This window comes from Paractinoplanes lichenicola (assembly GCF_016785085.1).
In the GTDB taxonomy this organism is placed as follows: Bacteria; Actinomycetota; Actinomycetes; order Mycobacteriales; family Micromonosporaceae; genus Actinoplanes; species Actinoplanes lichenicola.
Window position 1 is genome coordinate 827,236 of record NZ_JAENHO010000001.1, and the last position, 26,844, is coordinate 854,079.

Annotated in this window: 24 protein-coding genes; 19 read left to right on the forward strand and 5 right to left on the reverse strand. The window is 73.0% G+C overall.

Annotation, left to right across the window (positions count from 1 at the left end):
• Window positions 1-5 precede the first annotated feature (5 nt).
• Genes JKJ07_RS03680 through JKJ07_RS03720 form a run of 9 tightly spaced genes read left to right on the forward strand, consistent with a single transcriptional unit; the run spans window position 6 to window position 10,036 of the window.
• Complete coding sequence (locus JKJ07_RS03680; RefSeq protein ID WP_202989759.1) at window positions 6-419, forward strand: acyl carrier protein; 414 nt, start codon at window positions 6-8, stop codon at window positions 417-419.
• Window positions 391-894, forward strand: a complete 504-nt coding sequence (gene acpS / locus JKJ07_RS03685; RefSeq protein ID WP_202989760.1) for a holo-ACP synthase — start codon at window positions 391-393, stop codon at window positions 892-894. Before JKJ07_RS03680 ends, acpS begins: the two co-directional genes overlap by 29 nt.
• 33 nt (window positions 895-927) lie before the next feature.
• Complete coding sequence (locus JKJ07_RS03690; RefSeq protein WP_202989761.1) at window positions 928-2,199, forward strand: beta-ketoacyl-[acyl-carrier-protein] synthase family protein; 1,272 nt, start codon at window positions 928-930, stop codon at window positions 2,197-2,199.
• A complete protein-coding gene (locus JKJ07_RS03695; RefSeq protein ID WP_202989762.1) occupies window positions 2,196-3,509 on the forward strand; it encodes a beta-ketoacyl-[acyl-carrier-protein] synthase family protein in 1,314 nt (437 codons plus the stop codon). The genes JKJ07_RS03690 and JKJ07_RS03695 overlap by 4 nt, the downstream gene beginning before the upstream one ends.
• Window positions 3,506-5,845 (forward strand): beta-ketoacyl-[acyl-carrier-protein] synthase family protein, encoded by a 2,340-nt coding sequence (locus tag JKJ07_RS03700; RefSeq protein WP_202989763.1) that lies wholly within the window; start codon window positions 3,506-3,508, stop codon window positions 5,843-5,845. Before JKJ07_RS03695 ends, JKJ07_RS03700 begins: the two co-directional genes overlap by 4 nt.
• A complete protein-coding gene (locus JKJ07_RS03705) occupies window positions 5,842-6,948 on the forward strand; it encodes a 3-oxoacyl-ACP synthase III family protein (RefSeq protein WP_202989764.1) in 1,107 nt (368 codons plus the stop codon). The genes JKJ07_RS03700 and JKJ07_RS03705 overlap by 4 nt, the downstream gene beginning before the upstream one ends.
• A 3-nt stretch (window positions 6,949-6,951) precedes the next feature.
• Window positions 6,952-7,950 carry an aldo/keto reductase gene (locus tag JKJ07_RS03710; RefSeq protein ID WP_202989765.1) on the forward strand — a complete coding sequence of 333 codons (999 nt, stop codon included), beginning with the start codon at window positions 6,952-6,954 and terminating at the stop codon, window positions 7,948-7,950.
• A 29-nt stretch (window positions 7,951-7,979) separates the two neighbouring features.
• A complete protein-coding gene (locus JKJ07_RS03715; RefSeq protein ID WP_202989766.1) occupies window positions 7,980-9,191 on the forward strand; it encodes an FAD-dependent oxidoreductase in 1,212 nt (403 codons plus the stop codon).
• Entirely contained in the window at window positions 9,188-10,036 is an 849-nt protein-coding gene (locus JKJ07_RS03720) for an ester cyclase (RefSeq protein WP_202989767.1), read from the forward strand. The genes JKJ07_RS03715 and JKJ07_RS03720 overlap by 4 nt, the downstream gene beginning before the upstream one ends.
• A 62-nt stretch (window positions 10,037-10,098) precedes the next feature.
• Here JKJ07_RS03720 and JKJ07_RS03725 read toward each other — a convergent pair whose 3' ends face one another.
• Together JKJ07_RS03725 and JKJ07_RS03730 are read right to left on the reverse strand one after the other, a co-directional pair.
• Window positions 10,099-10,998 carry a glycosyltransferase gene (locus JKJ07_RS03725; RefSeq protein ID WP_202989768.1) on the reverse strand — a complete coding sequence of 300 codons (900 nt, stop codon included), beginning with the start codon at window positions 10,996-10,998 and terminating at the stop codon, window positions 10,099-10,101.
• Between the two features lie 17 nt (window positions 10,999-11,015).
• Window positions 11,016-11,828: an AfsR/SARP family transcriptional regulator gene (locus JKJ07_RS03730; RefSeq protein WP_236028224.1), complete on the reverse strand. Its 813-nt coding sequence runs from the start codon at window positions 11,826-11,828 to the stop codon at window positions 11,016-11,018.
• Window positions 11,829-12,044: 216 nt separating this feature from the next.
• On the opposite strand from JKJ07_RS03730, the gene JKJ07_RS03735 reads away from it, so the two are divergent.
• Window positions 12,045-13,439, forward strand: a complete 1,395-nt coding sequence (locus JKJ07_RS03735; RefSeq protein ID WP_438871358.1) for an NDP-hexose 2,3-dehydratase family protein — start codon at window positions 12,045-12,047, stop codon at window positions 13,437-13,439.
• 43 nt (window positions 13,440-13,482) lie between these two features.
• Window positions 13,483-15,093 carry a DUF885 domain-containing protein gene (locus JKJ07_RS03740; RefSeq protein ID WP_202989770.1) on the forward strand — a complete coding sequence of 537 codons (1,611 nt, stop codon included), beginning with the start codon at window positions 13,483-13,485 and terminating at the stop codon, window positions 15,091-15,093.
• A 69-nt stretch (window positions 15,094-15,162) separates the two neighbouring features.
• Here JKJ07_RS03740 and JKJ07_RS03745 read toward each other — a convergent pair whose 3' ends face one another.
• The 3 genes from JKJ07_RS03745 to JKJ07_RS03755 all read right to left on the reverse strand — a co-directional run bounded on the left by JKJ07_RS03745 (window position 15,163) and on the right by JKJ07_RS03755 (window position 18,425).
• The gene (locus JKJ07_RS03745) at window positions 15,163-15,576 is read right to left on the reverse strand and encodes an ester cyclase (RefSeq protein WP_202989771.1); all 414 of its coding nucleotides are present in this window, start codon (window positions 15,574-15,576) and stop codon (window positions 15,163-15,165) included.
• A gap of 132 nt (window positions 15,577-15,708) precedes the next feature.
• Entirely contained in the window at window positions 15,709-16,887 is a 1,179-nt protein-coding gene (locus JKJ07_RS03750; RefSeq protein WP_202989772.1) for a glycosyltransferase, read from the reverse strand.
• 62 nt (window positions 16,888-16,949) lie between these two features.
• A complete protein-coding gene (locus tag JKJ07_RS03755) occupies window positions 16,950-18,425 on the reverse strand; it encodes a DHA2 family efflux MFS transporter permease subunit (RefSeq protein WP_202989773.1) in 1,476 nt (491 codons plus the stop codon).
• A gap of 226 nt (window positions 18,426-18,651) precedes the next feature.
• On the opposite strand from JKJ07_RS03755, the gene JKJ07_RS03760 reads away from it, so the two are divergent.
• The 8 genes from JKJ07_RS03760 (at window position 18,652) to JKJ07_RS03795 (ending at window position 26,733) form a co-directional block, all read left to right on the forward strand.
• Window positions 18,652-19,629 carry an SDR family oxidoreductase gene (locus JKJ07_RS03760; RefSeq protein ID WP_202989774.1) on the forward strand — a complete coding sequence of 326 codons (978 nt, stop codon included), beginning with the start codon at window positions 18,652-18,654 and terminating at the stop codon, window positions 19,627-19,629.
• Between the two features lie 47 nt (window positions 19,630-19,676).
• A complete protein-coding gene (locus JKJ07_RS03765) occupies window positions 19,677-20,777 on the forward strand; it encodes a DegT/DnrJ/EryC1/StrS family aminotransferase (protein ID WP_202989775.1) in 1,101 nt (366 codons plus the stop codon).
• A complete protein-coding gene (locus JKJ07_RS03770) occupies window positions 20,777-21,382 on the forward strand; it encodes a dTDP-4-dehydrorhamnose 3,5-epimerase family protein (RefSeq protein ID WP_202989776.1) in 606 nt (201 codons plus the stop codon). The genes JKJ07_RS03765 and JKJ07_RS03770 overlap by 1 nt, the downstream gene beginning before the upstream one ends.
• A gap of 1 nt (window position 21,383) precedes the next feature.
• On the forward strand, window positions 21,384-22,280 hold the full coding sequence (gene rfbA, locus JKJ07_RS03775) for a glucose-1-phosphate thymidylyltransferase RfbA (protein ID WP_202989777.1): 897 nt from the start codon (window positions 21,384-21,386) through the stop codon (window positions 22,278-22,280).
• A 72-nt stretch (window positions 22,281-22,352) separates the two neighbouring features.
• Entirely contained in the window at window positions 22,353-22,886 is a 534-nt protein-coding gene (locus tag JKJ07_RS03780; protein WP_202989778.1) for a GNAT family N-acetyltransferase, read from the forward strand.
• Window positions 22,883-23,890: a dTDP-glucose 4,6-dehydratase gene (gene rfbB, locus JKJ07_RS03785; protein ID WP_202989779.1), complete on the forward strand. Its 1,008-nt coding sequence runs from the start codon at window positions 22,883-22,885 to the stop codon at window positions 23,888-23,890. The genes JKJ07_RS03780 and rfbB overlap by 4 nt, the downstream gene beginning before the upstream one ends.
• A 195-nt stretch (window positions 23,891-24,085) precedes the next feature.
• Complete coding sequence (locus JKJ07_RS03790) at window positions 24,086-24,472, forward strand: hypothetical protein (protein WP_202989780.1); 387 nt, start codon at window positions 24,086-24,088, stop codon at window positions 24,470-24,472.
• Window positions 24,463-26,733, forward strand: a complete 2,271-nt coding sequence (locus JKJ07_RS03795; RefSeq protein ID WP_202989781.1) for a TOMM precursor leader peptide-binding protein — start codon at window positions 24,463-24,465, stop codon at window positions 26,731-26,733. Before JKJ07_RS03790 ends, JKJ07_RS03795 begins: the two co-directional genes overlap by 10 nt.
• Window positions 26,734-26,844: the final 111 nt, after the last annotated feature.

Below are 26,844 nucleotides of genomic sequence, written 5' to 3' on the forward strand. Positions count from 1 at the left end.
AGCACATGTCGTACGAGGGGAAAGACTTCGGCGCCATCGTCCAGGAGGCGGTCGCCGACGCGCTGGGCATCGATCTCGAGGAGGTCGTTCCCGAGGCCACGCTGCTGGGCGACCTCGACGCCGAGTCGATCGACCTGCTCGACGTCCTGTTCCGCATCGAGAAGGCGGCGGACGTGAAGATCAAGGTCGCGGACATGGCCGAGCTGCTGCAGGGCGGCATTCCCGACGAGGAGTTCGCCGACGAGAACGACATCATCAACGAGGTCGGCCTGGCCCAGCTCAAGAAGTCGCTGCCGCAGATCGATGTGGAGGAACTGTCCGGCAAGCTCACGGCGGACGAGGTGCTCACCCTGTTCACCGTCCAGAACCTGACGGATTTGGTGACTCAGCGTGCCGCCCTCGCCACAGCCGCAGCGTGAGCAGGGCGCGGGGCGGTCGCCGGACCGCCCCGCCCCGCCGCCGCAGGTGCGTACCGGCATCGATGTGGCCGACGTGGCCCGGGTCGAGGAGCTGATGACCTCGGTCCCCGGGCTGCAGGAACGGGTCTTCACGCCGCGCGAGCTGGCCTACTGCTATCGGCACCGGCGGGCCGGCGAGCACCTGGCCGGGCGCTGGGCCGCCAAGGAGGCCGTGCTCAAGAGCTTCGGCACCGGCATGGGCCCCCGGATGGAGTGGACGGACATCGAGGTGGTCAACGACCGCAACGGACGTCCCCGGGTGCACCTGTACGGCGAGGTCGAGGCGGTCGCCCGGTCGTTCGGCATGCACCACATCGAGATCTCCGTGAGCCACAGCGCCGGTATCGCCGTGGCCCACGCCGTCATGGTGTGCCTGCCCGGCGCATCAACCCGCTACCCGGACCTGGCAGAAGGAGACGATCGGCATGAGGTTTGACGGCCGGCAGAGGCTGCGGACGGAGGCGCCGCGATGAACCGCAGGGTGGTCGTCACCGGCGTGGGCGCCGTCACGCCGCTGGGCAACGACGCGCCGAGCACGTGGCAGGCGCTGACCGAGGGGCGCAGCGGAGTCGGTCAGCTGACCTCCATCGACACCACCGGATTCGAGGTGACCATCGCCGGCGAGGTCAAGGACTTCGACCTCGCCGAGGTGGTGCCCGGTTCGGTCGGCCTGCGGCACCTGCTGCGGCCGGGCACCTTCGGCGTCGGCGCGGCGTGGGAGGCGCTGCGCGACGCGGGTGTCGACAAGCAGACGTACGACGGCGCCGACGTGGGCGTGGCCATGGGCGGCTGCGTGGACCGGCCCGACCTGCAGTGGCTGGTCGACGTGGGCGCGCTGCGCGACGAGACCGGCCGGGCCGACGCGTTCACCCCCTATCCGCCGTCGGACGCGCTGGCCTACAGCCAGAACATCGCCGCCGCGACGATGGCCCGGATGCTCGACGCGACCGGCCCGATGCTGGGCCTGTCCACGGCCTGCTCCAGCTCCGGGCACGCCGTCGGCGAGGCCTTCCGGCTGCTGCAGGAGGGCGACGCGACGCTGATGCTGGCGGGCGGCTACGACGCGCTGACGACCTGGCTCGACGTGGTCTGCTTCAACCTGCTGGGCGCGCTGACCAAGGACTTCAACGACGACCCGCAGCGGGCCAGCCGCCCCTTCGACGGCGACCGCACCGGGTTCGTGCTGGGCGAGGGCGGCGTCGTCCTCGTGCTGGAGGAGCTCGAGGCGGCCCGCGAGCGCGGGGCCACGATCCTCGCCGAGATCCTGGGCTACAGCACGAGCCTGAACGCCTGGCGGATGACTGACTCGCCGCCCGACGGCAGCGGGGCCATCGAGTCGATGCAGGGGGCGATCGCCGACGCCGGGCTCGAGCCGGCCGACATCGACTACATCGTGGCCCACGGCACCAGCACCCCGGGCAACGACCTGTCGGAGACCACCGCGATCAAGAAGGTGTTCGGCGACCACGCCGAGCGGGTGCTGATCAGCTCGCCCAAGTCGATGGCCGGCCACCTCACCGCGGCGGCCGCCTCGCTGAGCCTGCTGACCGCGATCGGGGCGATCAACCACGGGCTGGTGCCGCCGACCATCAACCAGGAGACGCCCGACCGCCGGCTCGGTCTCGACTACGTCGCGAACCAGGCGCGCGAGAAGGACGTGCGGCACGCCCTCATCAACGCGTTCGCCTTCGGCGGCACCAATGTCGGGCTGGTCGTGGGTCGTTACGAGGAGGAGCGATGACGAACTCACGGACCGACGGCGGGCGCCAGGTCGTCGTCAGCGGCATCGGCCTGCTGACCACGCTGGGCGAGGGTCCCGAGGCCAACTGGAAGGCGCTGGTGGCCGGCGAGTCCGGGATCGGCACGATCCGGGCCTACGACCCGGCGCCGCTGCAGACCCGGCTCGGCGGCGAGATCGCCGAGTTCGACGCCACCCGGTTCGCCACCAAGCGCCAGCTGCGCACCATCAACCGCGGCGACCGCCTGGCGCAAGCCGCGGCCCGGCTCGCCCTCGATGATGCCGGCCTGCCGCACAACCAGGCCGGCGGCGACGAGCTGGGGCACCGGGCCGGGCTCTATCTCGGCGGCAACAAGTCGCTCGGCCGCATGGAGCAGCTGATCGACGAGCTCAAGGTCATCCGCCGCCCGGACGGCTCGGCCGACCTGGCCCACCTGGCCCGGCACGGCGCCACCATCATGCCGCCGCTGTTCTTCGTCGAGGGCCTGCCCGCGGGTGCGGTCTTCAACATCTCGCAGACGTACGGCATCCGCGGCTCCAGCTCGTTCTTCGCGGGCTACGCGGACGCGGGCGCCACCGCGATCGGCCGGGCCATGCGGGCCGTACGCCGGGGGGACGCCGACGTGGCGCTCGCGGGCGGCTACGACGACGCCACCAGCTGGTGGTCGATGACGCTGCTGGACTCGCTCGGCATCCTGACCACCGAGAACGAGCGCGGCCAGGCGGCGTACCGGCCCTACGACCGCGACCGCAGCGGCGGGCTGCCCGGCGAGGGCGCCGCGCTGCTGGTGCTGGAGGAGAAGCAGGCCGCCCTGCGCCGCGGCGCCCGCATCTACGCCGAGCTGACCGGCTACGGCGCCGGGCACGACGCCCGTACGCCCCCGGCGGCCGACCCCGAGGGCCGCGGCCTGGCCCGCGCGGTGCGGCGCTCGCTGCAGGACGCCCGGCTGAACGCGGGCGACCTCGGCTACATCGCGTCGGACGGCGCCGGGACCCGGCTCGGGGACGCCGGCGAGAGCATCGCCCTGCGGGCCGCGCTGGGCGACGACGTGCGGTCGGTGCCGGTCAGCACGCCCAAGCCGCAGACCGGTCACCTCGTCGGCGGCGGCGGCGCGCTCAACGCCGCGGTGGCCGCGCTGGCCCTGCACCACGGCGTGCTGCCCGCGACGCTCAACCTCGACCACCCCGACCCGGTGTGCGCCCTGGACCACGTGCGCGGCGGCGCCCGGGAGGCCCGGCCGGCGCACGCGATGGCGCTGGCCCGGGGCATCGAGGGGCAGGCCGTGGCGCTGACCCTGGCCCGGCCCTCATGAACGGCGTCGTCATCGCCGCCGTGGGGGCCATCAGCCCCCTCGGCGGCTCGGCCGAGGCGTTGTGGGCCGGGGTGCGGGCGGGGCAGGTGGCCGTCGCGCCCGTGCGCCGCTTCCCCATGGACCAGTACCAGACCACTTTGGGCGGCGAGGTCACCGAGCCCCGCCGGCCCGGTTACGACTACGCTCCCGGCTCCGCGGCCCGGGACACCTCGCTCGACTACGCGCTGGCCGCCGCCGAGGAGGCCATGGCGGGCGCGGGCCTGCGGGTCGGGATCGACATCCCGGCCGAGCGCTGGGGCGTCTCGTACGGCACCTGCCACGCGGGCTGGCGCAGCGCCGAGCTCGCCCTGCGCGAGGTGCAGGACGGCGGGACGCCCGACTGGCACCGCTACACGTACGTGCCGCCCCAGGCCGGCGCGGAGGCCCTGTCGGCCGCGTTCGGGCTCAAGGGCCCGGTGCTCAGCGTCAACACGGCCTGCGCCTCCAGCGCGCACGCGCTCGCCCACGCCCTCGACGTGATCCGCACGGGCCGGGCCGACGCGATGCTCGTGGGCGGCAGCGACGCCTTCACCGAGTCGGCGTTCGCCGGGTTCAGCAGCCTGTGGTCGCTCTCCCCGGAGCCCGCGACCCCGTACGCCAAGGACCGCGCGGGCCTCAACCTGGGCGAGGGCAGCGGGATGCTCCTGCTGCTGTCGCAGGCCGCGGCCGAGCGCACCGGCGCCCCGGTCGTCGCCGAGATGCTGGGCTACGGCCTGTCCGCCGACGGCTTCCACGAGACGGCGCCGCACCCCGAGGGCGAGGGCGCGGCCCGGGCCATCCGCGCGGCCCTGTCCTCCTCGGGCCTGACCCCCGACGACGTCCGGTACGTCAACGGGCACGGCACCGGCACGCCGAAGAACGACTCGGCCGAGAGCAACGCGGTGCGGACCGCGCTGGGCGACGCGGCCGAGAAGACGGCGCTGTCCAGCACCAAGTCGATGATCGGTCACCTGCTGGGCGCGGCCGGCGCGGTCGAGGGCATCGTCACGGTGCTGGCCCTGCGCGACCAGGTGGCCCCGCCCACCGCGTCCTTCACCGAGCCGGACCCGCAGTGCGGGCTCGACCCGGTGGCCGGCGTGGGCCGCCCGATGGTGCTGGACGTCGCGCTGTCCAACAACTTCGGGTTCGCCGGGGCCAACGCCAGCATCGCCTTCGCCCGCCCCGGCGGTCCCGGCGCACCGGCCCCGGCCGCGGGCCCGGACGACATCGTGGTGACCGGGTTCGGCGCCATCACCTCGGCCGGCGAGGGAGCCGAGGCGCTCTGGGCGGCGTACGCGGCGGGACAGCGGCAGGGCGCCCCGGAGGACGGCCTGCGCCTGGCGAGGCTCGAGTTCGACCGCTCGGCCGCCGGCACCGCCCGGGCCCGCCGCCGGATGGACACGATCTCGCAGCTCGCCATCGCCGTGTGCCGGGCCGCCCTGAGCTCCGCGGGCCCGGACGACGACGCGGAGGCCGTCGCCGCGACCGGCGTGGTGCTCGGCACCGGGATCGGGCCGATGGAGAGCAGCGAACGGTTCACCGCCCCGGTGCTGGCGGCGGGTGCGCGCTCGGCCAACCCGGCCGTCTTCCCGGCCACCGTGTTCAACGGCGCGGCGGGCCAGGTCGCCATGGCGCTGGGCACCAAGGGCCCCACGTCGACGCTGACGTCCGGGCACGCGGCCGGCGCGGCCGCCCTGGCCGTCGCGTACGACCTGCTGCGGGCCGGGCGGGCCGAGCGCCTGCTGGTGCCCGCGGTGGAGGCGCTCTCCCCGGCCATGCTCGACGCCTACCGCAGTATCCCGCTGTTCGGCTCGGCCGCCGGGCGCCGGTACACGCTGGCCGAGGCCGGCCTGGCGCTCGTGCTGGAGCGCCGGTCGAGCGCCGAGCGGCGCGGCGCCCCGATCCACGCGGTGCTCCTGGGCCACGCGACAGCGTCGGACGCCCGCGGCATCGGCCGCTGGGACCCGGCCGGCGAAGGCGTGGAACGCGCCATGCGCGAGGCCCTGCGGGCCGCCGGGCTCGGGCCGGACGACATCGCGGCCGTCTGGGCCAACGCGGCCGGCCTGGCCCCCGCCGACCGGCCCGAGGAGGCCGCCCTGGCCCGGGTCTTCGGCGCCGGCCGGGTGCGGGTCGAGACCCCGAAGCGGGTGCTCGGCGAGCCGATCGGCGCCGGCGCCCACCTGTCGGCGGTGCTCGCCGTCGGTGGCTGGCAAGCGGGCGGGACACCCGGCCCGGTCCTGATCAACAGCTCGTCGCTCGGCGGCACCCACACCTCGCTCGTGCTCGCCCCCTTCCCGAGAACGGAGTCCGGACGATGACCACCGCGTACGACGTCAAGATTCTCTCCACCGGCAGTTGTCTGCCCGGCGATCCCCTCGACAACGCGACGCTGGAGAAATACGTCGGGCCGCTGCCGGACGACGTGCTCGAGGGCATCCAGGTCAAGACCCGGCACTGGATGATCGACCCGGTCACCGGCGAGCACCTGATCAACAACAGCCGGCTGGCCGAGCGGGCCTCCCGGCAGGCGCTCGAGCGGGCCGGGGTGGAGGTCGGCGAGGTCGACCTGATCGTGGTGTGCACGGCGACGCCGGAGTACACGATCCCCAACGTGGCCACCACGCTGCAGGCCTACCTGGGCCTGGAGAGCGTGGCCGCGATCGAGCTCCGCGGGGCCTGCGCGGGCTGGGTGCAGGCGCTCGACCTGGCCCGGCGGCAGCTGGCCGACGGGACCGCGCGCACCGCCCTCGTGGTGGGCAGCGACGTCGCCTCGCCGCTGCTGGCCCCGCTCTTCCTCGGCAAGGACCCGGCCCGCGTACGGATGCGGGACCGGCTCACGCTCTACACGTTCGGTGACGGTGCGGGCGCCGTGGTGCTGCGGGCCGAGCCGGCCGGATCCGCGCCCGACGAGTTCGCCTACGTCAACGCCTGCGTGGGCGGCCTGCGCAAGCCCGGCATGGAGATCATCGGCGGCGGCACCGACGTGCCGCAGGCCGAGCAGCTGCGCCGCCGCCAGCTGATCCAGATGAAGATCGACGTCACCGGCACCTCCACGTTCAGCCCGCAGGTGTTCGTCCGCGCGATCCAGGAGATGGCCCGCAAGGACGGCCGCGCACTCGGCGAGTTCGACGCGATCGTGCTGCCCGAGGGCAACGCCGACTACTTCTCCGACGAGTTCGAGGCGGCCGGGCTGTCCCCCGAGGACAACCGGGCGCTCGACGGCCGGATCGTGGAGAACCTGGCCGACGTGGGCGCCACCGGATCGGCGGCCGTGCCGCTGTCGCTCGACGCGGGCTGGACCTCGGGCCGCATCCGGCCCGGCGACCGGATCGTCCTGCTCGGCATCGAGGCCAGCCGCTACGTCTACACCGGGCTCTCGCTGACCTGGCAGGCCCCGCTTCCCGACCACTTTCAGGAGTAGGACATGGCAATCGACATCCGCACGCTGGGCAAGACCGGGCTGGACGTCTCGGAACAGGGCCTCGGCTGCATGGGCATGACGTTCGGGTACGGCGAGGCCGACGCGACCGAGGCCCGGGCCACCATCGACCGGGCCCTGGAGCTCGGCGTCACCCTGCTCGACACCGCCGACATGTACGGCCCCTACACCAACGAGGAGCTGATCGGGCGGGCCGTGGCCGGGCGTCGCGACCGGGTCGTCCTGGCCTCCAAGGTGGGCAACGAGGTCGTCGACGGCAAGCTGACGTGGCGGGTCAACGGGCGCCCCGACTACATCCGCCGGTCGATCGAGGGCACCCTGCGCCGGCTCGGCACCGACCACCTCGACCTCTACTACCTGCACCGGGTCGACCCCGAAGTCGAGGTGGAGGAGACCTTCGGCGCGCTGGCCGAGCTCGTGCAGGCCGGGCTCGTGCGGCACCTGGGCATCAGCGAGGCGGGACCGGCGACCATCCGGCGCGCCCACGCGGTGCACCCACTGACCGCCGTGCAGACCGAGTATTCGCTGTTCACTCGGGACGTCGAGGTCAACGGCGTGCTCGAGACCGTGCGCGAGCTGGGCATCGGGTTCGTGGCCTACAGCCCGCTCGGCCGCGGGTTCCTGACCGGCACGATCCGCGACACCTCCGACATCCCCGAGGGCATCGACTTCCGCCGCATCGCCCCCCGGTTCAAGGACGAGAACATCCGCCAGAACCTGCCCGTCGTCGACCAGCTGAGCGATCTCGCCGCCGTCACCGGCACCACCGTCAGCCGCCTCGCGCTGGCCTGGGTGCTCTCCCGCGGCGAGGACGTGGTGGCCATCCCCGGCACCAAGCGCCGCCGCTACCTCGAGGAGAACGTCTCCGCGAGCGACCTGACGCTCTCCCCCGACGTGCTGGCCGCGATCGACTCGATCGCCCCGTACGGCGTCACGGCCGGAAACCGATACCCCGACGCCGAGATGGCCGCCCTGAACCGCTGACCCCTCCGCCCCTACCCCGGGAGAACGCCATGTCCGCACCAACGCCTCCCCCCGTCCGCCGGGTGCTCATCGCCGGCGGCGGGCTCGGCGGCATCGCCACCGCCCTGGCCCTGCAGCAGCGGGGCATCGACTCGGTCGTCTTCGAGCGCGCCGAGCAGCTGCGCGACGGCGGCGCCGGCCTGCACATCTGGACCAACGGCATGCTCGCGCTGGCCGCCCTCGGCGTCGCCGACCGGGTCAACGCGATCGCGCCGGCGCAGACCGTGTGCCACTTCGCCACCTCGACCGGCCGGGTCATCGGCACCTACCCGGTGGGCGAGTTCGTCGAGCGCTACGGCCAGCCGACCGTCGCCATCGGCCGCTCCGACCTGCACGGCATCCTGCGCGACGCGGTGACCGTCCCGATCGTCACCGGCGCCGAGGTCACCGGCTACACCGAGCACGCGGACGGGGTCAGCCTGCACTTCGCCGACGGCACCACCGAGGAGGGCGACGTGCTGATCGGCGCCGACGGGGTGCGCTCGGCCGTACGCTCCCAGCTGCTCGGCCCGCAGCCGCCCGACTACACCGGCTACATCGCCTGGCGCGGGCACGCCAAGCTGAGCCCCGAGGAGTTCGCGCCCGGCAGCTTCCAGGCGCTGTTCGGGCCGGGCACCCGCTTCACGTACTACGACATCGCCCCCGGCGTCGTGCACTGGATGAGCGTCGCCAACGGCCCGGCCGGCGGCCGCGACGAGGGCACGCCCGAGCAGACCCTCGACATGCTGCGGGCCCGGCACGCCGGCTGGACCGATCCCGTACGGCAGATCCTCGACGCCACCGACCCGGGGAGCATCCTGCGCGGCGACGTGCTGGACCGCAAGCCCGACCCCGTCTGGGGCCAGGGCCGCGTCACCCTGCTCGGCGACTCCGCGCACGCCGTCAGCTTCAACATCGGGCAGGGCGCCTGCCTGGCCATCGAGGACGCGATCGTGCTGGCCGAGCACCTGGCCACGCCCGGCGCCGGGATCGCCACGGCGTTGCGCGCCTACGAGGCCGAGCGGCAGCAGCGCACCGCGCCCATGCAGCTGCTGGCGCACCGGATCGGCGCGATGGGCGCCCTGCAGAACCCGGCCGCCGTCTGGCTGCGCGACCGGGTGATGAAGCTGATGTGGCCGCGCACCTTCCAGATGGCCGAGAAGGAGCACGTCGCCTACGGCACCCGGTTCGCGCCGGCCCCGTTGAGAGGAGCGCAGTTGTGACCGTCACGAACGCCCAGGAGCGCAACAAGGCCACCATCAAGCGGGTCTTCGCCGAGTTCGTCAACCGGGGCGACGAGTCGCTCGTGGACGAGCTCTACCGGCCGGACATCGTCGACCACGCGGGCCTGCCGGGCGCGCCCGAGGGCGCCGAGGGCGTGAAATACACCATCGCCGGGCTGCGCGAGGCCTTCCCCGACTTCCACGTCACCATCGAGGACATCAGCGCCCACGACGACATGGTCGTCATCCACAACACGTGGCGGGGCACCCACCTGGGCGAGCTGCTCGGCATCGCGCCCACCGGCCGGACGCTGCTCTCCGTCGGCATCGTCATCTGGCGGTTCGACGAGCAAGGCCGGATCGCCGAGCGCTGGGAGCACGGCGTCTCCTCCAACATGTTCGCCGCGCTCGGCCTGCGGATGCTGGCTCCCCGCAAGGGCGGCCGGCGCACCGTCGAGGGCACCCGGTCGGTCACCCGCACGGTGCCGCTGCGTAACGGCAAGCCCACGGCCTGGCGACAGCTCAGCGCCGAGCTGCAGGGGCCGCGCCGGCGCGAGTACGAGGCCTCCCGGCGCCGGCTCGGCATCACCCACGAGGTGCTGCGGGTCGACCCGCGGCCCGACCAGGACCACGTCATCGTGCACTTCGAGACGGTGGACCCGGATCGCACCCGCAAGCGCTGGGCGGAGTCGACGCACCCGTTCGACCAGTGGCTGCGCGAGCAGGTGCTCGACATCCACGGCGAGGACCCGTGGGCCGGCCCCGCCACCTCGTACGAGTCGGCCGGCCTGGCCTGGACAGCGCCCCCGAAGCTGACCCCGAGCGACCCCGGCGGGCCCCGCTGACCGGCGCAGACCGACGGGCCCGCACCGGACGTCCCCCGGACGGTGCGGGCCCGTCTTTCCCCTCAGCGCGTCAGCGTCGTGATGGCCGGCACGAGGTCGGCCGGGCCGGGCAGGCCGGCGATCGAGCGGCCGAGCTGAACGGCCGCGGGAAGCATCCGGCCGCCGTTGACCAGCTCGGCGATGTAGAAGCGGAGCCGCAGCATGCTGGGGTCGTCGCCCAGCTCGTCCGCGGTCAGGCAGCGGCCGATGCCGGCCCGCTCAAGGCGCTCCCCGGCCCGCCGCTCCGGCTCCCCGGCCGGCAGCACCAGCTGGGAGACGCCGGACCGGGCGGCCGCGTAGACCACCCCCTCGTCGCCGCCGTGCACGACGACGACACTGCCGGACAGCGCCCGGCTCCACGGATGGTCGTCGCCGCTCAGCACGACCAGCTCGAGACCGAGGCTTTCGACGCCCTCGGCCACCCGGCGGAACAGCCGCGCCCGGGGCTCGTCCTCGGGGCGGCCGCCGGTCGGCATCCCGGTGATGCAGACGCGCGGGCCGAACGACGGCTCGTCGGCAAATCGGCCCGGCGCCTCGTACGCGTCGCACCGCACCCGCCACGCGTCCGGCTCGGGCTCGTCCCGCAGCGGCGGCGGACACGGGTCGATCCAGACGGTCGGCCGGGGCAGCAGCGGCGGCCGGTCGTACGGGAGATAGCCGATGGTGGGCACCCCGGACGCGGCCGCCAGGGCGGTCGAGCCGGGGCTCAACGGATCGTGGACGACCAGGTCGGGCCCCCAGGCCTGACTGAACTGCCACGGGTCGGCCGGCCCGGGGACCAGTCCGGCCCGGGTCACGCGATCGCGCAGCCGGGCCGGACAGCAGACGCGGACCTCGTGGCCGGCCGTGTGCAGCGCCCTGGCCAGCAGCACCATGCGCAGCAGGGACGACGTGCCGGAGCCCGCGGAGAACAGCGCTCGCACGACTCCCCCGTCCCCGGTCACCCGGTGAAGCGGTCGAGCACCCGCCCGGTCCCGGCGTCGACGTCCAGCGCCGGGTCGCTGCCGAGCACGGCCCGCTGCAGGTGCTGCAGCCGCTGCGAGGGCTCGATGCCCAGCTCCTCCACGAGGTGGGTGCGCAGGTTCTGGAAGGCGTCGAGCGCCGCCGAGGGCCGCCCGGCCCGATAGAAGGCCACCATGGACTGCGCGTGCAGCCCCTCGTGCAGCGGGTGCCGGGCGGTCAGCGCGGTGAGCTCGGTGAGCAGCCCGGCGTGCCGGCCGAGCCGCAGCTCGACGTCGATCCGCCGCTCGAGCACCCCGAGCCGGCTCTCCTCCAGCCGCATGGCCTCGATCTCCAGCAGCGGGCCGGTACGCACGTCGACCAGGGCCGGGCCGCGCCACAGGCCGAGGGCCCGCCCGAACAGCTCGGCGGCCTGCTCGTGCTCGCCCCGGTCGAAGGCGCGCTGGCCGAGGGTGGCGAGCCGGTCGTGCTCGTGCACGTCGACGTTGCCCGGCTCGGTGTGCAGCAGGTAGCCCCCGTGCCGGGTCAGCAGCAGCTCCTTGGAGCCGCCGGGCTCGCCGCCCAGCGCGGTCTCCATGCAGCGCCGGAGCTGGAGGATGTAGGTCTGCAGCGTGGTCAGCGCGCTGCGCGGCGGGTTGTCGCCCCAGATCTCCTCCATCAGCGCGGAGACCGGCAGGACCTGGTTGGCGTAGATGGCTAGCAGGGTCAGGATCTGGCGCGGTTTCGCTGCCGTGGGCAGGATCGACACGCCCCTCAGCTCGGCGTCCAAAGACCCCAGAACGTTAATTCGCATGCGGGCCCCCTTGTCTTTGTCTCGGACCTTGAAGGTCCCACCGGGGCCCACCGGCCGGACAGTGCCTCACTCCCCCCTGTCGAGTGCCTCTTTCCTGCCCTCGATATGACGGATTCATATGCCGGGCGAGGTGCTCGAGGCCGTCTCCAGCCGCGGGCGAGAGGGATGCGGCATGAAGGTCGTGGTGCGATCCCGATGAAGGAGAGATCCATGACGATGACCGCGAGCTCCACGGCGCCCGCCGAGACGACCGCCGGCCTGCGGCTGCGTCTGGCCCGGTCCGCGCAGGAACCGGACAGCGCCGTCACCCCGGACACCGAGTTCCGCCGCTGGTTCGCCGCCCAGCGGCAGTCCCGCCGCTACGACGTCCGGCGCATCCCGTTCGCCGAGCTCGCCGGGTGGCACTTCCAGGACGGCACCGGCAACCTCGTGCACCGCAGCGGGCGGTTCTTCTCGATCGAGGGCCTGCACGTGCGTACCGCCTGGAACGGGCGGGAGACGAGCTGGACGCAGCCGATCATCAACCAGCCCGAGATCGGCATCCTGGGCATCGTGGTCAAGGAGTTCGGCGGCGTCCTGCACTGCCTGATGCAGGCCAAGATGGAGCCCGGCAACATCGACACGGTGCAGTTGTCGCCGACGGTCCAGGCCACCCGCAGCAACTACACCGGGGTGCACGGCGGCTCGGCGGTGCGCCACCTGGAGTATTTCGTGCCGCCGCGCCGGGGCAGCCGGGTGCTCTTCGACTCGCTGCAGTCGGAGCAGGGCTCCTGGTTCCTGCGCAAGCGCAACCGCAACGTGGTCGTGGAGGCGTTCGGCGACGTGCCCGAGCACGAGGACTTCGTGTGGCTCACCCTCGGCCAGATCTACCGGCTGATGCACGAGGACAACGTGCTCAACATGGACGCCCGTACGGTGCTGTCGCAGCTGCCCTCGTTCGCCCTCGGCGGCGTCGCGCTGCACTCGAAGCAGGAGGTCCTCAGCCGGCTCACCGAGGTGCGGGCGCGCCGGGAATTCGTCCAGCGCTCCGTGCCGCTGGCCGACGTCCGCGACTGGCGGCGCACCGGCGACGAGATCGGGCACCGCTCCGGTCAGCACTTCTCCCTGATCGCCGCGGACATCCGGGCCGACAGCCGCGAGGTCACCCGCTGGTCCCAGCCGCTGCTCGCGCCGGCCGAGCAGGGGCTGGCCGCGTTCGTCGTACGCCGGATCGGCGGCGTGCCGCATCTGCTGGCCCACGCCCGTACGGAGGCCGGGGTGCTCAACGTGGCCGAGCTCGCGCCGACGGTGCAGTGCCAGCCGGGCCACGCGCTCTCCCTGCCCGCCGCGGACCGGCCGCGCTATCTGGACGTGGTGCTCGACGCGCCGCGGGACCGGATCCTGTTCGGCTCGGTGCAGTCCGAGGAGGGCGGCCGCTTCCACCGCGCCGACACCCGCTATCAGCTGATCGAGGTCGGCGACGAGTTCCCGGTCGAGGTGCCCGAGGAGTTCGTCTGGGTGACCGAGGAACAGCTCGGCGACCTGCTGCGGCACGGCAACTACGTCAACATCGAGGCCCGTACGCTGCTGACCGCCCTGCGCGCGAGCGGTGCGGCGGGCCGGCTGCGGTAAACGGGTCGACCGGCAGTCGAGGACTGGCACATAGCCTCACGCGATGACGCAGATCTTCGACCTTTGCGACGAGTACGTGCGGCGGGCCGCCGAGCTCGATCCGGTCGACGCCGGGTTCCTCGGCGTGAGCGTGCCCGAGCCGGGCGGCGCGGCCACCGACTTCGGTCCGGACGGCCACGCCGCCCGCCACGAGCTGATCACCTCGACCCTGACCCGGCTCGCCGGCCTGACCCCGGAGTCGCCGGACGACCGCCTGGCCGCCGAGCACCTGCGTGAACGGCTCGAGGCCCAGCGCGCCTGGCACGAGATCGGCGAGCCGCTGCGGATGGTCCGGGTGCCGTTCGGCCTGGTGAACAAGCTGCGGGTGAGCACGGAGCTGCTGCCCCGCCGCAACGAGTCCGACTGGCGTTACCTGGCCGCTCGGCTCGCCGCGGTCCCCGGGATGCTGACCGGCCTGCGGCAGAGCCTCACGCTGGGCCTCAGCCGGGGCTTGCCGGCCGCCCGCCGGCAGGCGCTGGCGCTGGCCGGCCAGGCCGAGGACACCGTCGGCGCGCACGACCGGCTGCTGGCCGAGCACGGTGACGGCCCGCTGGCCGGCGAGCTGGCCTCGGCGGCCGCCGCCGCGTACCGGAGCTATCAGGATCTGGCCCGCTACCTCCGCGAGGACTACGCCCCCAAGGCCGCCGGCGCGGACGGGGTCGGCGCCGAGCGCTATCGGGTGGAGGCCCGGCTCAGCCTCGGCATGGCGCTGGACGCCGAGGAGGCGTACCACTGGGGCTGGGACGAGCTGGCCCGGATCGAGGCCGAGATGGCCGCGGAGGCGCAGCAGGTCAAGGCGGGCGCGACGGTCGACGAGGCCATCGAGATCCTCGACGCGACCGGGAGCGTCGACGGCGAGGACGCCTACCTGGCCTGGCTGCTCGCGAAGCACGAGCAGACCATGAACGACCTCGACGGCGCCCACTTCGACATCCCGCCCCCGCTGCGCGCTCTGGCCGTGCGGCTGGCTCGCGACTCCTCCTCCGGCTCGCCGTATTACACCGAGCCGAGCGAGGACCTGAGCCGGCCGGGCGGCACCTGGTGGCCGGTGGCCGGGCGGCGGCGCTTCGCCGTGTGGAACGAGCTGACCGCGGTGTTCCACGAGGGCATCCCCGGTCACCACCTGCAGATCGGCGCGATGCGGCTGGCCGGCGACCGGGTGTCCCGGTTCACCCGGGTGTATGCCGTCGACGGCTACACCGAGGGCTGGGGCCTGTACGCCGAGCGCCTGGCCGACGAGCTCGGCTGGTTCACCGAGCCCGGCTCACGTCTCGGCATGCTGATCGGCGCGGCCCGGCGCGCGGCCCGGGTGGTGATCGACATCGGCGCGCACCTCGACCTGCCGCTGCCCGACGGCTCGCGCTGGACCTTCGACACCGCCCGGGACGTGCTGCGGGACCGCGCCCGCACCGCGGACCGCCGGCTCACGCCCGAGGTGCTGCGCTACTTCGGCTGGCCGGCCCAGGCGATCTCGTACAAGCTCGGCGAGCGGGCCTGGCTCGCCGCCCGTGAGACCGCGAGCCGCCGGCCCGGCTTCGACCTGAAGCGCTGGCACACCAAGGCTTTGGACCTCGGCCCGATGGGTCTGGACCGCCTCGCGGCCGAGCTCGGCTGAGGCCGGCACGCGCTTGCGCCCGCCACCCCTGTTCCGGGGTGGCGGGCGCAAGCGTGTCGGCGCCGGTGCTCAGGCGGCCTGGGGCGCGCCCACGCCCAGCTGCCGGAAGAGGTCGTCCATGTTCAGCTGGTCCCAGTGCTCGGCGAACAGCCCGTCCTCGACCCGCCAGATGTCGATCGACTGGAAGTTCACCGTGCGCCCGGTGGCCGGGATGCCGAGGAACGGGCCCTGGTGGGTCGCGGTGTATTCGAGCCGGCCGACCACCCGGTCGCCCTCGGCGACGACGTCGTGCACCACGACCTCGATGTCGGGGAAGGCGGTGAACACCTGGGTCCAGAAGGCGGTGTTGGCCTCGATGCCGTCGGCCACCCCCGGGTTGTGGTCGATGTGCCCGGCCGCGGTGTGCTCGGGCATGGTGCTGACGTCACGCTTGTTGATCATGTCGGCGAAGTGCTGGACGAGCTCGTGGTGGTTGTTCGACATGCTGACCTCTCGGTTGGTTCGCGGGGGGACGGTGGCTCTGAGCCTGGCCGACGGCGGTCGAGCCACCCTGGAGAACGCCTGTGCCCCGCGACTCCGGCAAAAGTCGCGGGGCACCAGGCATCGGGGGAACGCTCAGCGGACGAACTCTCCGAACCGCGCGACCGTCTCGGCGGGCTCGGGCATGGCCGCGATCTCCCGGGCGACCCCGCGGGCCGCCTCGCGGTAGGAGTCGTCGGTGAGCAAGGCCCGCACCGCGGTCTCGACCGCCTCGGCCGACACGTCCGGGGCCGGCAGCAGGCTGCCGGCTCCGGTGGCCTGCACCGCGGCCGCGTTGCCGGGGCCGTCCCCGGGCTGCGGCAGGATCAGCTGGGGCAGGCCGGCCGCCAGCGCGGCCAGCGTCGTGCCGGCGCCGCCGTGGTGGACGACGGCGGTGGCGAGCCGCAGCGCGTCGGGCTGCGGCACCCAGGGCAGCGCGACGACCCGCTCCGGCAGCTCGCCCAGCTCGGCCGGGTCGACGACCGGGCCCGTCGCGACCAGCACCCGCACGTTCAGCGGCAGCAGGCCGTCGATCGCGGTGCGCAGCAGCTCCGCGGAGCCGAGCACGGTGCCGAGGCTGAGGTAGACCAGCGGGCCCTCGCCCTCGGTGACGTGCGCGGGCAGCTCGCCCGGCTCGGCGAAGGCGACGGGCCGCTGCGGGATCACCTCGATGCCCGAGCTCAGGAAGTCCGGGTTCTGCACCGAGGGCGGGCAGATGTCGAGGTGCGGGTTGCCCAGCGTACGGGTCTGGCCGATCTTGCCGATCACCCCGAGGTCGATCGCGGTGGCGATCAGCTCCTGCTGGAACAGCGGGTCCATGGTGGCGTCGGACGAGACCCGGCCGATGCCGTGGCTCACGGCGGGCACCCCCGCCTCGGCGGCCGCGAACGCCGCGCCCGTGTTGTTGGTCTCGTAGACGACGAGGTCGGGCCGGACGGAGCCGAGGACCGGGGCCAGGTCGGCGGCCACGCTGCGCGGCAGCACCGAGGAGAAGACCTTCACGCTCAGGTGGGCCATCACCTCGGCCGGGATGTCGCTGGCCTTGGTGGGACCGTTGGCCGCCATCGCGGCCCGGCCACCCGCGGCCTCGATGTACGCCTCGGGGACGGTGAGACCCGCGGCGACCGGCCGCAGACCCGCCTTCTCGAGGATCGGGTGGAACTGCTCGCTGGTGGCGAACCAGACCTCGTGCCCGGCCGACTGCGCCGCCTGGGCCAGCGGCACCAGGGGGAAGATGTGTCCGTAGTTTCCGAGGCTGGCGAAGAGAACCCTCATGTCGCGGACGGCCTTTCTGCCGATGACGGGATGACGGATGGGGTTGCTGACGGGTTCCCGGCTCAGCGGGCCGGTCCGACCGTCTCCGGGGTGAGCTCGGGGCTGTCCGCCGCGACGACGGGCTGCTCCCCCAGGGAGGCGGGCCGCTTGGCGAAGGACATCACGATCGCGGCCAGCACCAGGGCCGCCGAACCCACCCACAGGGCGGGCACGAAGCCGTCGACGAAGTCCTGCCCCGAGGCGTAGCCGCCGTTGTGGGTGAAGACGCTGGCCAGGGCGGCCACGCCGAGCGCCGCGCCCAGTTCCCGGGTGGCCGACGTCGAGCCCGAGGCGATGCCCTGCTCGGCGACCGCGACGGAGCTCATCGTGAGGTTGAGCAGCGGGGCGAAGAAGCAGGCGATGCCCACGCCGCCCAGGATGTAGCCGGGCAGCTGCAGGGCGTACGACGCGTCCGGGGTCATGATCAGCGCCCAGTAGGCGAACGCGGCGGCCATCAGCGAGAGCCCGAAGACCACGACGGGCCGGCCGCCGAGCTTGTCGGACAGGATGCCCGCGACCGGCGCCACCAGCAGCGGCATGGCGGTCCAGGCCAGCATCCGCACCCCCGCCTCGGTCGGCGACATGAGCTGGATGGTCTGCATGAACTGCGTGATCAGGAAGACCACGCCGTACATGCCGGCCGACATCAGCAGGCCGCCGGCGTTGACGGCGCTGAAGGCCCGGTTGCGGAACATGCTCATGGGCAGCATCGGCGCGCTGGTGCGCCGCTCCCACTGGACGAAAAGGAAGAGCAGCACGGCCCCGCCGGCCAGCGAGCCCAGCACCTGGGGGTCGGTCCAGCCGCCGTGGCCGTTGGCCCGGATCAGGCCGAAGACCAGGCCGAGGATGCCCAGGCTGACCAGCACGGTGCCCGGCAGGTCGAGGTGGTTGTTGGGGCCGCGGCTCTCGGCCAGCCGGCGCCAGGCGAGCGGGGCCAGCACCAGGGCCACCGGCACGTTGATCCAGAAGATCCACTGCCAGGACACGTGCTGCACCACGACGCCACCGATCAGCGGGCCGCCGGCGATGGCCAGGCCGTTGAGCGCGCCGTAGATGCCCAGGGCGGCGCCCCGCTTGGCGGCGGGGACGGCGCTGGTGAGCAGGGTCAGCGAGAGCGGCATGACGACGGCGGCGCCGGCGCCCTGCACCGCGCGGGCCGCGATCAGCTCGTTGATGCCCGGGGCCAGGGCGGCCGCGGCCGACGCGCCGGCGAAGACCGCCAGCCCGGCGATGAACATCCGGCGGCGGCCGAACCGGTCACCGAGGGCGGCGCCGAACATCATCAGCACGGCGAACGACAGCGTGTAGGCGTTGATCGTCCATTCCAGCTCCTCGAGGCTGCCCCCGAGCTTCTCCCTGATGGTGGGCAGCGCGGTGACGACGACCAGGTTGTCGAGGCCCGCCATGAAGGAGGCCAGACCGGTGATCAGGATTGCCATGCCCGGGGACTTCCCCGCCCCGGCCGCACCGCGGCCGGCGGCAACTGTGTCAGTACTCATTCAGGGACTTCCTTCCGACTTCGCGGGTCATCGCGCTCAAGCTAGGCAAGCCGACTCAAGCGCCGGTCGAGCCGCGACCCGGCCCGTCCGGATCACGCCCGCCTCCAGCGCTTCTCCGCCCGCACCCGATCGCGCCGCACCACCATCGGGCGAACGGATTCGGCCCGTGGGCGCCCCCACGCCCCGGCCGGATCCGCATCCATCCGCCCGCTCTGGGAGGCATTGCATGACAACGGAACCGACCGACCGGCCCCTGGTGACCGTGCTCGGCGCCACCGGCTTTGTGGGTTCGGCCGTGCTCGCCGCGCTGGCGGGACGCGACCTGCGCCTGCGCGCGGTGGCCCGGCGGCCCGCCGTCGGGCCGGCGGGGGCCCGGGCCGAGGTCGAGGTGGTCACCGCCGACCTCACCGACCGCGCCGCCCTGGCCGCCGCCGTCAAGGACGCCGACGTCGTGATCCACACGCTGCTGTGCGAGGGCGGCTGGCGCGCCGCGGCCGAACCCGACGGCGAGCGGGTCAACGTCGGGGTGATGCGCGACCTGCTGGACGTGGCCGCGAACCCCGACCGGCCGCCGCTGGTGATCTACGCGGGGGCCGCCTCACAGGTCGGCGCCCCGCCGCGGGAACCGCTGGACGGCACCGAGCCGGACCGGCCGGGCACGGTCTACGACGAGCAGAAGCTGACCGCGGAACGGCTGTTGCTCGCGGCGAGCGAGGCCGGGCTGGTCCGCGGGGTCGGCCTCCGGCTGCCCACGGTGTTCGGCGAGGGCACCGTGCCCGGCACCGCCGACCGCGGGGTGGTCGCGGCGATGGCCCGCCGGGCGCTCGACGGCCAGGAGATCACCCTGTGGCACGACGGCACCGTCCGCCGCGACCTGGTCCACATCGCCGACATCGCCGCCGCGTTCGTCGCCGCCGTGGACCACCCGGCCGAGCTGGCCGGGCGGGCCTGGCTGCTGGGCGCCGGCCGCGGCGACGCGCTGGGCGACGTCTTCCGCACGGTGGCCCGGCTCGCGGCCGCCCGGACCGGCGGGACGGCCGTCCCGGTCGTCTCGGTGCAGCCGCCCGCGCACGCCCCGCGGACCGACTTCCTGAGCGTGACCATCGACTCCACCCCGTTCCGCACGGCGACCGGCTGGCTGCCCCGGGTCCCTCTCGACGAGGGCCTGAGCCGCACGGTGACCGCCCTGTCGCACCACCGCTGACTGTCCCGGCTCCGCAGGACCGGAACGACGACACAGAAGGACGACACATGACCACTTATGTATGGGACTACCTGCCCGAGTACTACAACGAGCGCGAGGACATCCTCGACGCCGTCGACAAGGTCTTCTCCTCCGGCGCGCTGGTGCTCGCCGACAGTGTCAAGGGCTTCGAGCAGGAGTTCGCCGCGTATCACGGGGCCGGCCACTGCGTCGGTGTCGACAACGGCACCAACGCGCTCAAGCTCGCCCTGCAGGCCCTCGGGGTCGGTCCGGGCGACGAGGTGATCACGGTGTCCAACACCGCGGCCCCCACCGTCATCGCGATCGACGGCACCGGCGCCACCCCCGTCTTCGTCGACGTCAACGAGGACGACTACCTGATCGACGTCAGCCAGGTCGAGGCGGCGATCACCGAGCGGACCAAGGCGCTGCTGCCGGTGCACCTCTACGGCCAGTGCGTCGACCTGGACGCGCTCAAGGCCATCGCCGACCGGCACGGTTTGGCGATCCTGGAGGACTGCGCGCAGTCGCACGGCGCCACCCAGCGGGGCAAGCTGGCCGGCACCACCGGCGACGCCGCCGCGTTCTCGTTCTACCCGACCAAGGTGCTCGGCGCCTACGGCGACGGCGGCGCCGTGGTCACCTCGCGGGCCGACGTCGACGCCGAGCTGCGCAAGCTGCGCTACTACGGCATGGAGAAGGTCTACTACACCGTCCAGACCCCGGCCCACAACAGCCGCCTGGACGAGGTGCAGGCCGAGATCCTGCGCCGCAAGCTGACCCGGCTCGACGCCTACGTGGCCGGCCGCCGCGAGGTCGCCCGCCGCTACCAGGAGGCGCTGGGCGACACCGAGCTGGTGCTGCCCAAGGTCAACGAGGGCAACACGCACAGCTACTACGTCTACGTGGTGCGGCACCCCGAGCGCGACCGGATCATCGAGGCGCTCAAGGCGTACGACATCAGCCTCAACATCAGCTACCCGTGGCCGGTCCACACCATGACGGGCTTCGCCCACCTCGGGTACGCCGAGGGCTCGCTGCCGGTCACCGAGAAGCTCGCGGGCGAGATCTTCTCGCTGCCCATGTATCCGGCGCTGCCCTCCGGTCTGCAGGACAAGGTCATCGCCGCCCTCCGGGAGGTGCTGTGATGAAGGTTCGTGAGCTGGCCGTGGCCGGAGCGCTGGAGTTCACCCCGACCGTCTTCCCCGACGGGCGCGGGTTGTTCCTCTCGCCGTTCCAGGGCCCCGCCTACACCGAGGCCACCGGCAACACGAGCTTCCCGGTGGCGCAGACCAATCACAGCCGGTCCAAGCGTGGCGTCGTGCGCGGCGTGCACTACACGCTGACCCCGCCCGGCTGTGCCAAGTACGTCTACTGCCCGAAGGGCTCCGCCCTCGACATCGTGGTCGACATCCGGGTCGGCTCGCCGACCTTCGGCAAGTGGGACGTGGTGCTGATGGACCAGCACGACTTCCGCGCCATGTACTTCCCGGTCGGCCTGGGCCACGCGTTCGTCGCGCTGGAGGACGACACGGTGATGTCCTACATGGTCACCAGCAGCTATGTCGCCCAGAACGAGCTGGCGATCTCGGTCACCGACCCGGCGCTGGACCTGCCGATCCCGGCCGACCTCACCCCGATCTACTCGGAGCGCGACACCGTGGCGCCCACGCTGGCCCAGGCCGCGGAGCAGGGCCTGCTGCCGCTGTACGAGGTGAGCACCCGGCTCGAGCAGGAATGGAAGGAACGCTGAGATGAAGGGCATCATCCTCGCCGGCGGCAGCGGCACCCGGCTGCGCCCGCTGACCGGCGCGTTGTCCAAGCAGATCCTCCCGGTCTACGACAAGCCGATGATCTATTACCCGCTCTCGGTGCTGATGCTGGCCGGCATCCAGGACATCCTGGTGATCTCGTCCCGGGACCACTCGGACAGCTTCCGGGCCCTGCTCGGGGACGGTTCCCGGCTCGGCCTCAACATCTCCTACGCCGAGCAGGACCAGCCTCGCGGCATCGCCGAGGCCTTCCTGATCGGGGCCGACTTCATCTCCGACGACCAGGTCGCGCTGGTGCTGGGCGACAACATCTTCCACGGGCCGCGGTTCTCGGTGCTGCTCGACGACGCCGTACGGAGGCTCGACGGCGCCGCGCTGTTCGGCTACCGCGTACGGGATCCGCAGCGCTACGGGATCGGGGAGATCGACGCCGACGGCCGGCTGCTGTCGCTGGAGGAGAAGCCCCGCCACCCGCGCTCCAACCTCGCGGTCACCGGGCTCTACTTGTACGACAGCGACGTCGTCGGGATCGCCAAGAACCTCTCCCCGTCGGCGCGGGGCGAGCTGGAGATCACCGACGTCAACCTGGCCTACCTGGCCCAGGGCCGGGCCCGGCTGACCGAGCTCGGCCGCGGGTTCGCCTGGCTCGACATGGGCACCCACGACTCGCTGCTGCAGGCGGCGCAGTACGTCCAGCTGGTCGAGCAGCGGCAGGGCGAGTGGATCGCCTGCATCGAGGAGGTGGCCCTCAACCGCGGGTTCATCACCCCCGAGCAGTGCCTGCGCCTCGGCGAGGAGATGCGGGGCACCGACTACGGCGCGTACGTCACGGACGTGGCCTCACGACGGCTGCCGAAGCTGGTCCTCCGCGCCGCCTGACCCGATACCCGCCGCCTGACCCGATACCGCCGCCTGACCGAGCCCCTCGCCCGGCCCCGAAGGAGTCCGAGCATGTTCACGATCCGAGCGGCCACCCCGGCCGACGCCACGATCCTCACCGAGCTGCGCCGCGTCATGCACGACACCATCAACGGCCCGCATCCCACGGACTGGATGCCGGCCTGCGAGGAGATGACGCGGCGCCGCCTCTCCGACGATCCCACCTTCCACGCCTACCTCGCCGAGGTCGACGGGGTCGTCGCCGGCGCGGCGACCGGCGAGCTGAGGTCCCGCTTCCCCACCCCCGACTCCCCGGCGACGGTCGCGGGCTTCCTCATCGCCCTGTCCACCCTGCCCGCCTACCGCGGCCGGGGCATCGGCGGCACCCTGACCCACCATCTGACCGAGCGTTTCCTGGCGGCGGGCTGCGAGCGGGTGGGCCTGTTCGCCTCCCGGCAGGGCGCGCCGATCTATCGGGAGCTCGGCTTCGAGGACCTCAGCGACTCGATCGTGGCCATGAACCGGTTCGCCGGGCGTCCGGTGCCGGTCAACCGGTGGACCACCCCGACCCCGTCCGACCACAGTGAGGTGCCGGTTCCGTCATGACCACCACGACCCGGATCCTGGTGACCGGCGGGGCGGGCTTCATCGGCTCGCACTACGTCCGGACGCTGCTCGGGCCCGACGGCCCCGGCGATGTCACGATCACCGTGCTGGACAAGCTGACCTACGCCGGCAACCTGGCCAACCTGGACGAGGTGCGCGGGCACCCGGGCTTCACCTTCGTGCGCGGCGACATCTGCGACGCCGAACTCGTGACCCGGCTGCTGGCCGAGCACGACCAGGTGGTGCACTTCGCCGCCGAGTCGCACGTCGACCGGTCGATCGACGGCGGCGCGGAGTTCGTCCGCACCAACGTGGTCGGCACGCACACGCTGATCGACGCCGCCCACCGTACGGGCATCAAGGTCTTCGTGCACATCTCGACCGACGAGGTCTACGGCTCGATCGACGAGGGCTCCTGGCCCGAGACGGACCCGCTGCGGCCCAACTCGCCGTACTCCTCGGCCAAGGCGTCCAGCGACCTGATCGCGCTGTCGTACCACCGCACCCACGGCCTGGACGTCCGCGTCACCCGCTGCTCCAACAACTACGGGCACCACCACTTCCCCGAGAAGGTCATCCCGCTGTTCGTGACCAGCCTGCTCGATCGCAAGAAGGTCCCGCTGTACGGCGACGGCGGCAACGTCCGCGACTGGCTGCACATCGACGACCACGTGCAGGGCATCGAGCTGGTCCGCACCCGGGGCCGGGCCGGCGAGGTCTACAACATCGGCGGCGGCACCGAGCTCTCCAACAAGGAACTCACCGGGCTGCTGCTCGAGGCGTGCGGGGCCGACTGGGACACCAGCGTCGAATACGTCGAGGATCGCAAGGGCCACGACCGCCGCTACTCGGTCGACTGCACGAAGATCCGCGAGGAGCTCGGCTACCGGCCGAGAAAGAGCTTCGAGGAGGGTTTGGCCGAGACTGTCCGGTGGTACAGGGACAACCGAAGCTGGTGGGAACCCCTCAGTCGGCGACTGGTGGAGGCCGGACCCCCGGCGTGAGTGAGAACTTCACCCTCGGTCGATGAACCCGACACTGTTCGTGTGGTCCTGGCGGGCGCAAAAATTCTGGCATCGGAGAAACATTCATCCACGTCAGTGAGGAACTCTCGGATGAGCCACGCCAGGGCCACTGCCAGCCGTAATACCCCCACCTCGGCGCGTATCACCACGGCAGCCCCCACACGTCCGCTCCTCGTGATCGAAACCCTCGACCACGCCGGCGGCTCCACGATGCTGTTCACCTCCGGCACGGAAGCCACCGCGGCCCAGTTCACCTTCTGTGCCCAGGAGGGCCCCACCGACACCGCTCAGTTCACGTTCTGCGCCCAGCCGGGCCCGGCCGACAACGCCCAGTTCACATTCTGTGCGCAGCCGGGCCCGGCGGACACCCCTGCTTTCACGTTCTGCGCCCAGCCCGGCCCGGCGGAGGCCACGTTCACGTTCTGCGCGCAGCCCGGCCCGGCGGAGGCCGCATTCACCTTCTGCGCACAGCCCGGCCCGGATACCACCTCGTTCACGTTCTGCGCCACCGCGTCCACCGTGGCGGCCGAGGGCGAGGCGGTGGCGGAGTCGTGGATTTGACTTCGGGTTCCACGACGACCGCCACCCTCGACGACGCCACGCTCGTCGGTTTCCGGCGCCACCTGCGCCCGGCCACCGTCCCGGGCGAGGCGACCTACCTGGTCTCCCGCGGGGGGATGACCACCGTGCACGGCACGCTGGCCGACGTGCTGGTCCCGTTGCTCGACGGCACCCGGTCACTCGCCGAGATCCTGCACGACGCCGCGCCCGCCCTGAACGCCGAGCAGGTGCAGGCGGGGCTGCACCTGCTGCGCGAGGCCGGCCTGCTCCGCTTCGGCAGCCGCGCGCCGGGCGCCGACCCGGTCGCCGAGGCGTACTGGGACCTGGCCGGCCTGGACGGCGCCCGGGCCGTGGCGGGGCTGGCGACCACCCGGCTCCGGATCCTGCCGCTGGCCGGCGTCGACGCCGCGCCGGTGCTCGCCGCGGGCGCCGACTCCGGCCTGACCGTGACCGACGCGGACGCGGACCTCACCCTGGTGCTGTGCGACGACTACCTCTCCCCGGAGCTGGAGCGGGTCGACGCCGAGCACCGGGCGGCGGGCCGGCCGTGGCTGCTCACCCGGCTGTGCGGCTACGAGCCGTGGGTCGGCCCGTTCTTCCGGCCCGACGACGGCCCCTGCTGGACGTGCCTGGCCGCCCGGCTCAAGCGGCACCGCGGCTACGACGGTTCGCTGCAGCAGGCCCTGGGCCTCGACGGCCCGATCGGCCGGCCGGCCGCCTCGCTGTCGGCGGGTCGCGTGATGGCCACCCAGAGCGCGGTGCTCGAGGCGGCCAAGTGGCTGGCCGGCCTGCGCTACGCCGATCAGGGCTCGATCCGCACGATGGACACCCTCAACCTGCGCATCGGCGTGCACGCCGTGCCGCGCATCCCGCAGTGCCCGTCCTGCGGCGACCCCGGGCTGACCGGCCGGCGCGTGCTCGGGCCGTTCGTCCCGCGGTCGCGGCCCAAGGCCGGGCACGGCGGCAGCGGCCATCGCGCGCTCAGCCCCGATCAGCTGCTCAAACGGTACGAGCATCTGGTCAGCCCGGTCACCGGGATCGTGCCCGGGCTCGAACCCTCCCCCGGGGCGCCGGAGTTCGCCACCACCTACGTCTCGGGGCGCAACGTCGCGATGCGGGGCCGGGCCGGGCTGCGCTCGGTCAGCGGCGGCAAGGGCCTGACCGACACCGAGGCCCGCACCAGCGCGCTGTGCGAGGCGGTCGAGCGGTTCAGCGGCACCCGGCACGGCGACGAGCCGGTCGTGATCGACTCCCTGCGCGGCCTGGGCGAGGCGGCCCTGCACCCCAACACCAGCCAGCTGTACGCGGACCGGCAGTTCCGCGAGCGGGACAGGTGGAACCGCTCGGGCTCGCCCTTCCACCACGTGCCCGAGCCGTTCGACGAGAACCGGCCGGTCAAGTGGACGCCCGTGTGGTCGTTGACCGAGCAGCGGCACCGGCTCCTGCCCACGTCGATGCTCTACTTCCCGTCCGGCTCGGCCGCGCCGCAGGGCCCGTACGCCGACTCCAACGGCAACGCGGCCGGCAGCAGCCCCGAGGACGCCCTGCTGCAGGGCTTCCTGGAGCTGGTGGAGCGGGACGCCGTCGCCCTCTGGTGGTACAACCGCACCCGGCAGCCCGCGATCGACCTCGGCGCGTTCGACGAGCCGTACATCGAGCGGCTGCGCGACGGCTATCGCAAGCTGGGCCGCGAGGTGTGGGCGCTGGACCTCACCGCCGACTTCGGCATCCCCGCGATCGTGGCGCTGTCGCGGCGTACGGAGGGGTTCACCGAGGACATCGTGTTCGGCTTCGGGGCCCACCTCGACCCGGCGATCGCGCTGCGGCGCGCGCTGACCGAGATGGGGCAGCTGCTGCCGGCAGTGGGGGCGGGCCGTGCCGGCGGCGAGTACGGCATCACCGATCCGCTCCCGGTGCGCTGGTGGCGGCAGGCGACGCTGGCCAACCAGCCGTATCTGATGCCCGACCCCGCCGTCCGGCCCCGGACCCCCGGCGACTGGAGCTACACGGCCCGCCCGGACCTGCTCGATGACGTCACCGCCATGACCGAGCTGGTTCGCGGCAAGGGCCTGGAGCTGCTCGTCCTCGATCAGACCCGCCCGGACGTCGGCCTGCCGGTGGTCAAGGTGATCGTCCCGGGGCTGCGGCACTTCTGGGCCCGGTACGCGCCGGGCCGGCTCTTCGACGTGCCGGTCGAGCTGGGCCGTCTCGAACGACCCACCCCGTACGAGGAATTGAACCCGATCCCGCTCTTTGTGTGACGCGGGTAACTCTGCGTCGATTGCGGGCGGCCGACACCATGACGAAAGTGGACAGAACCGCTAAGAGTAACCCCCGAAGTATCCCGTGGCGAAACACGATCATGACGGAGC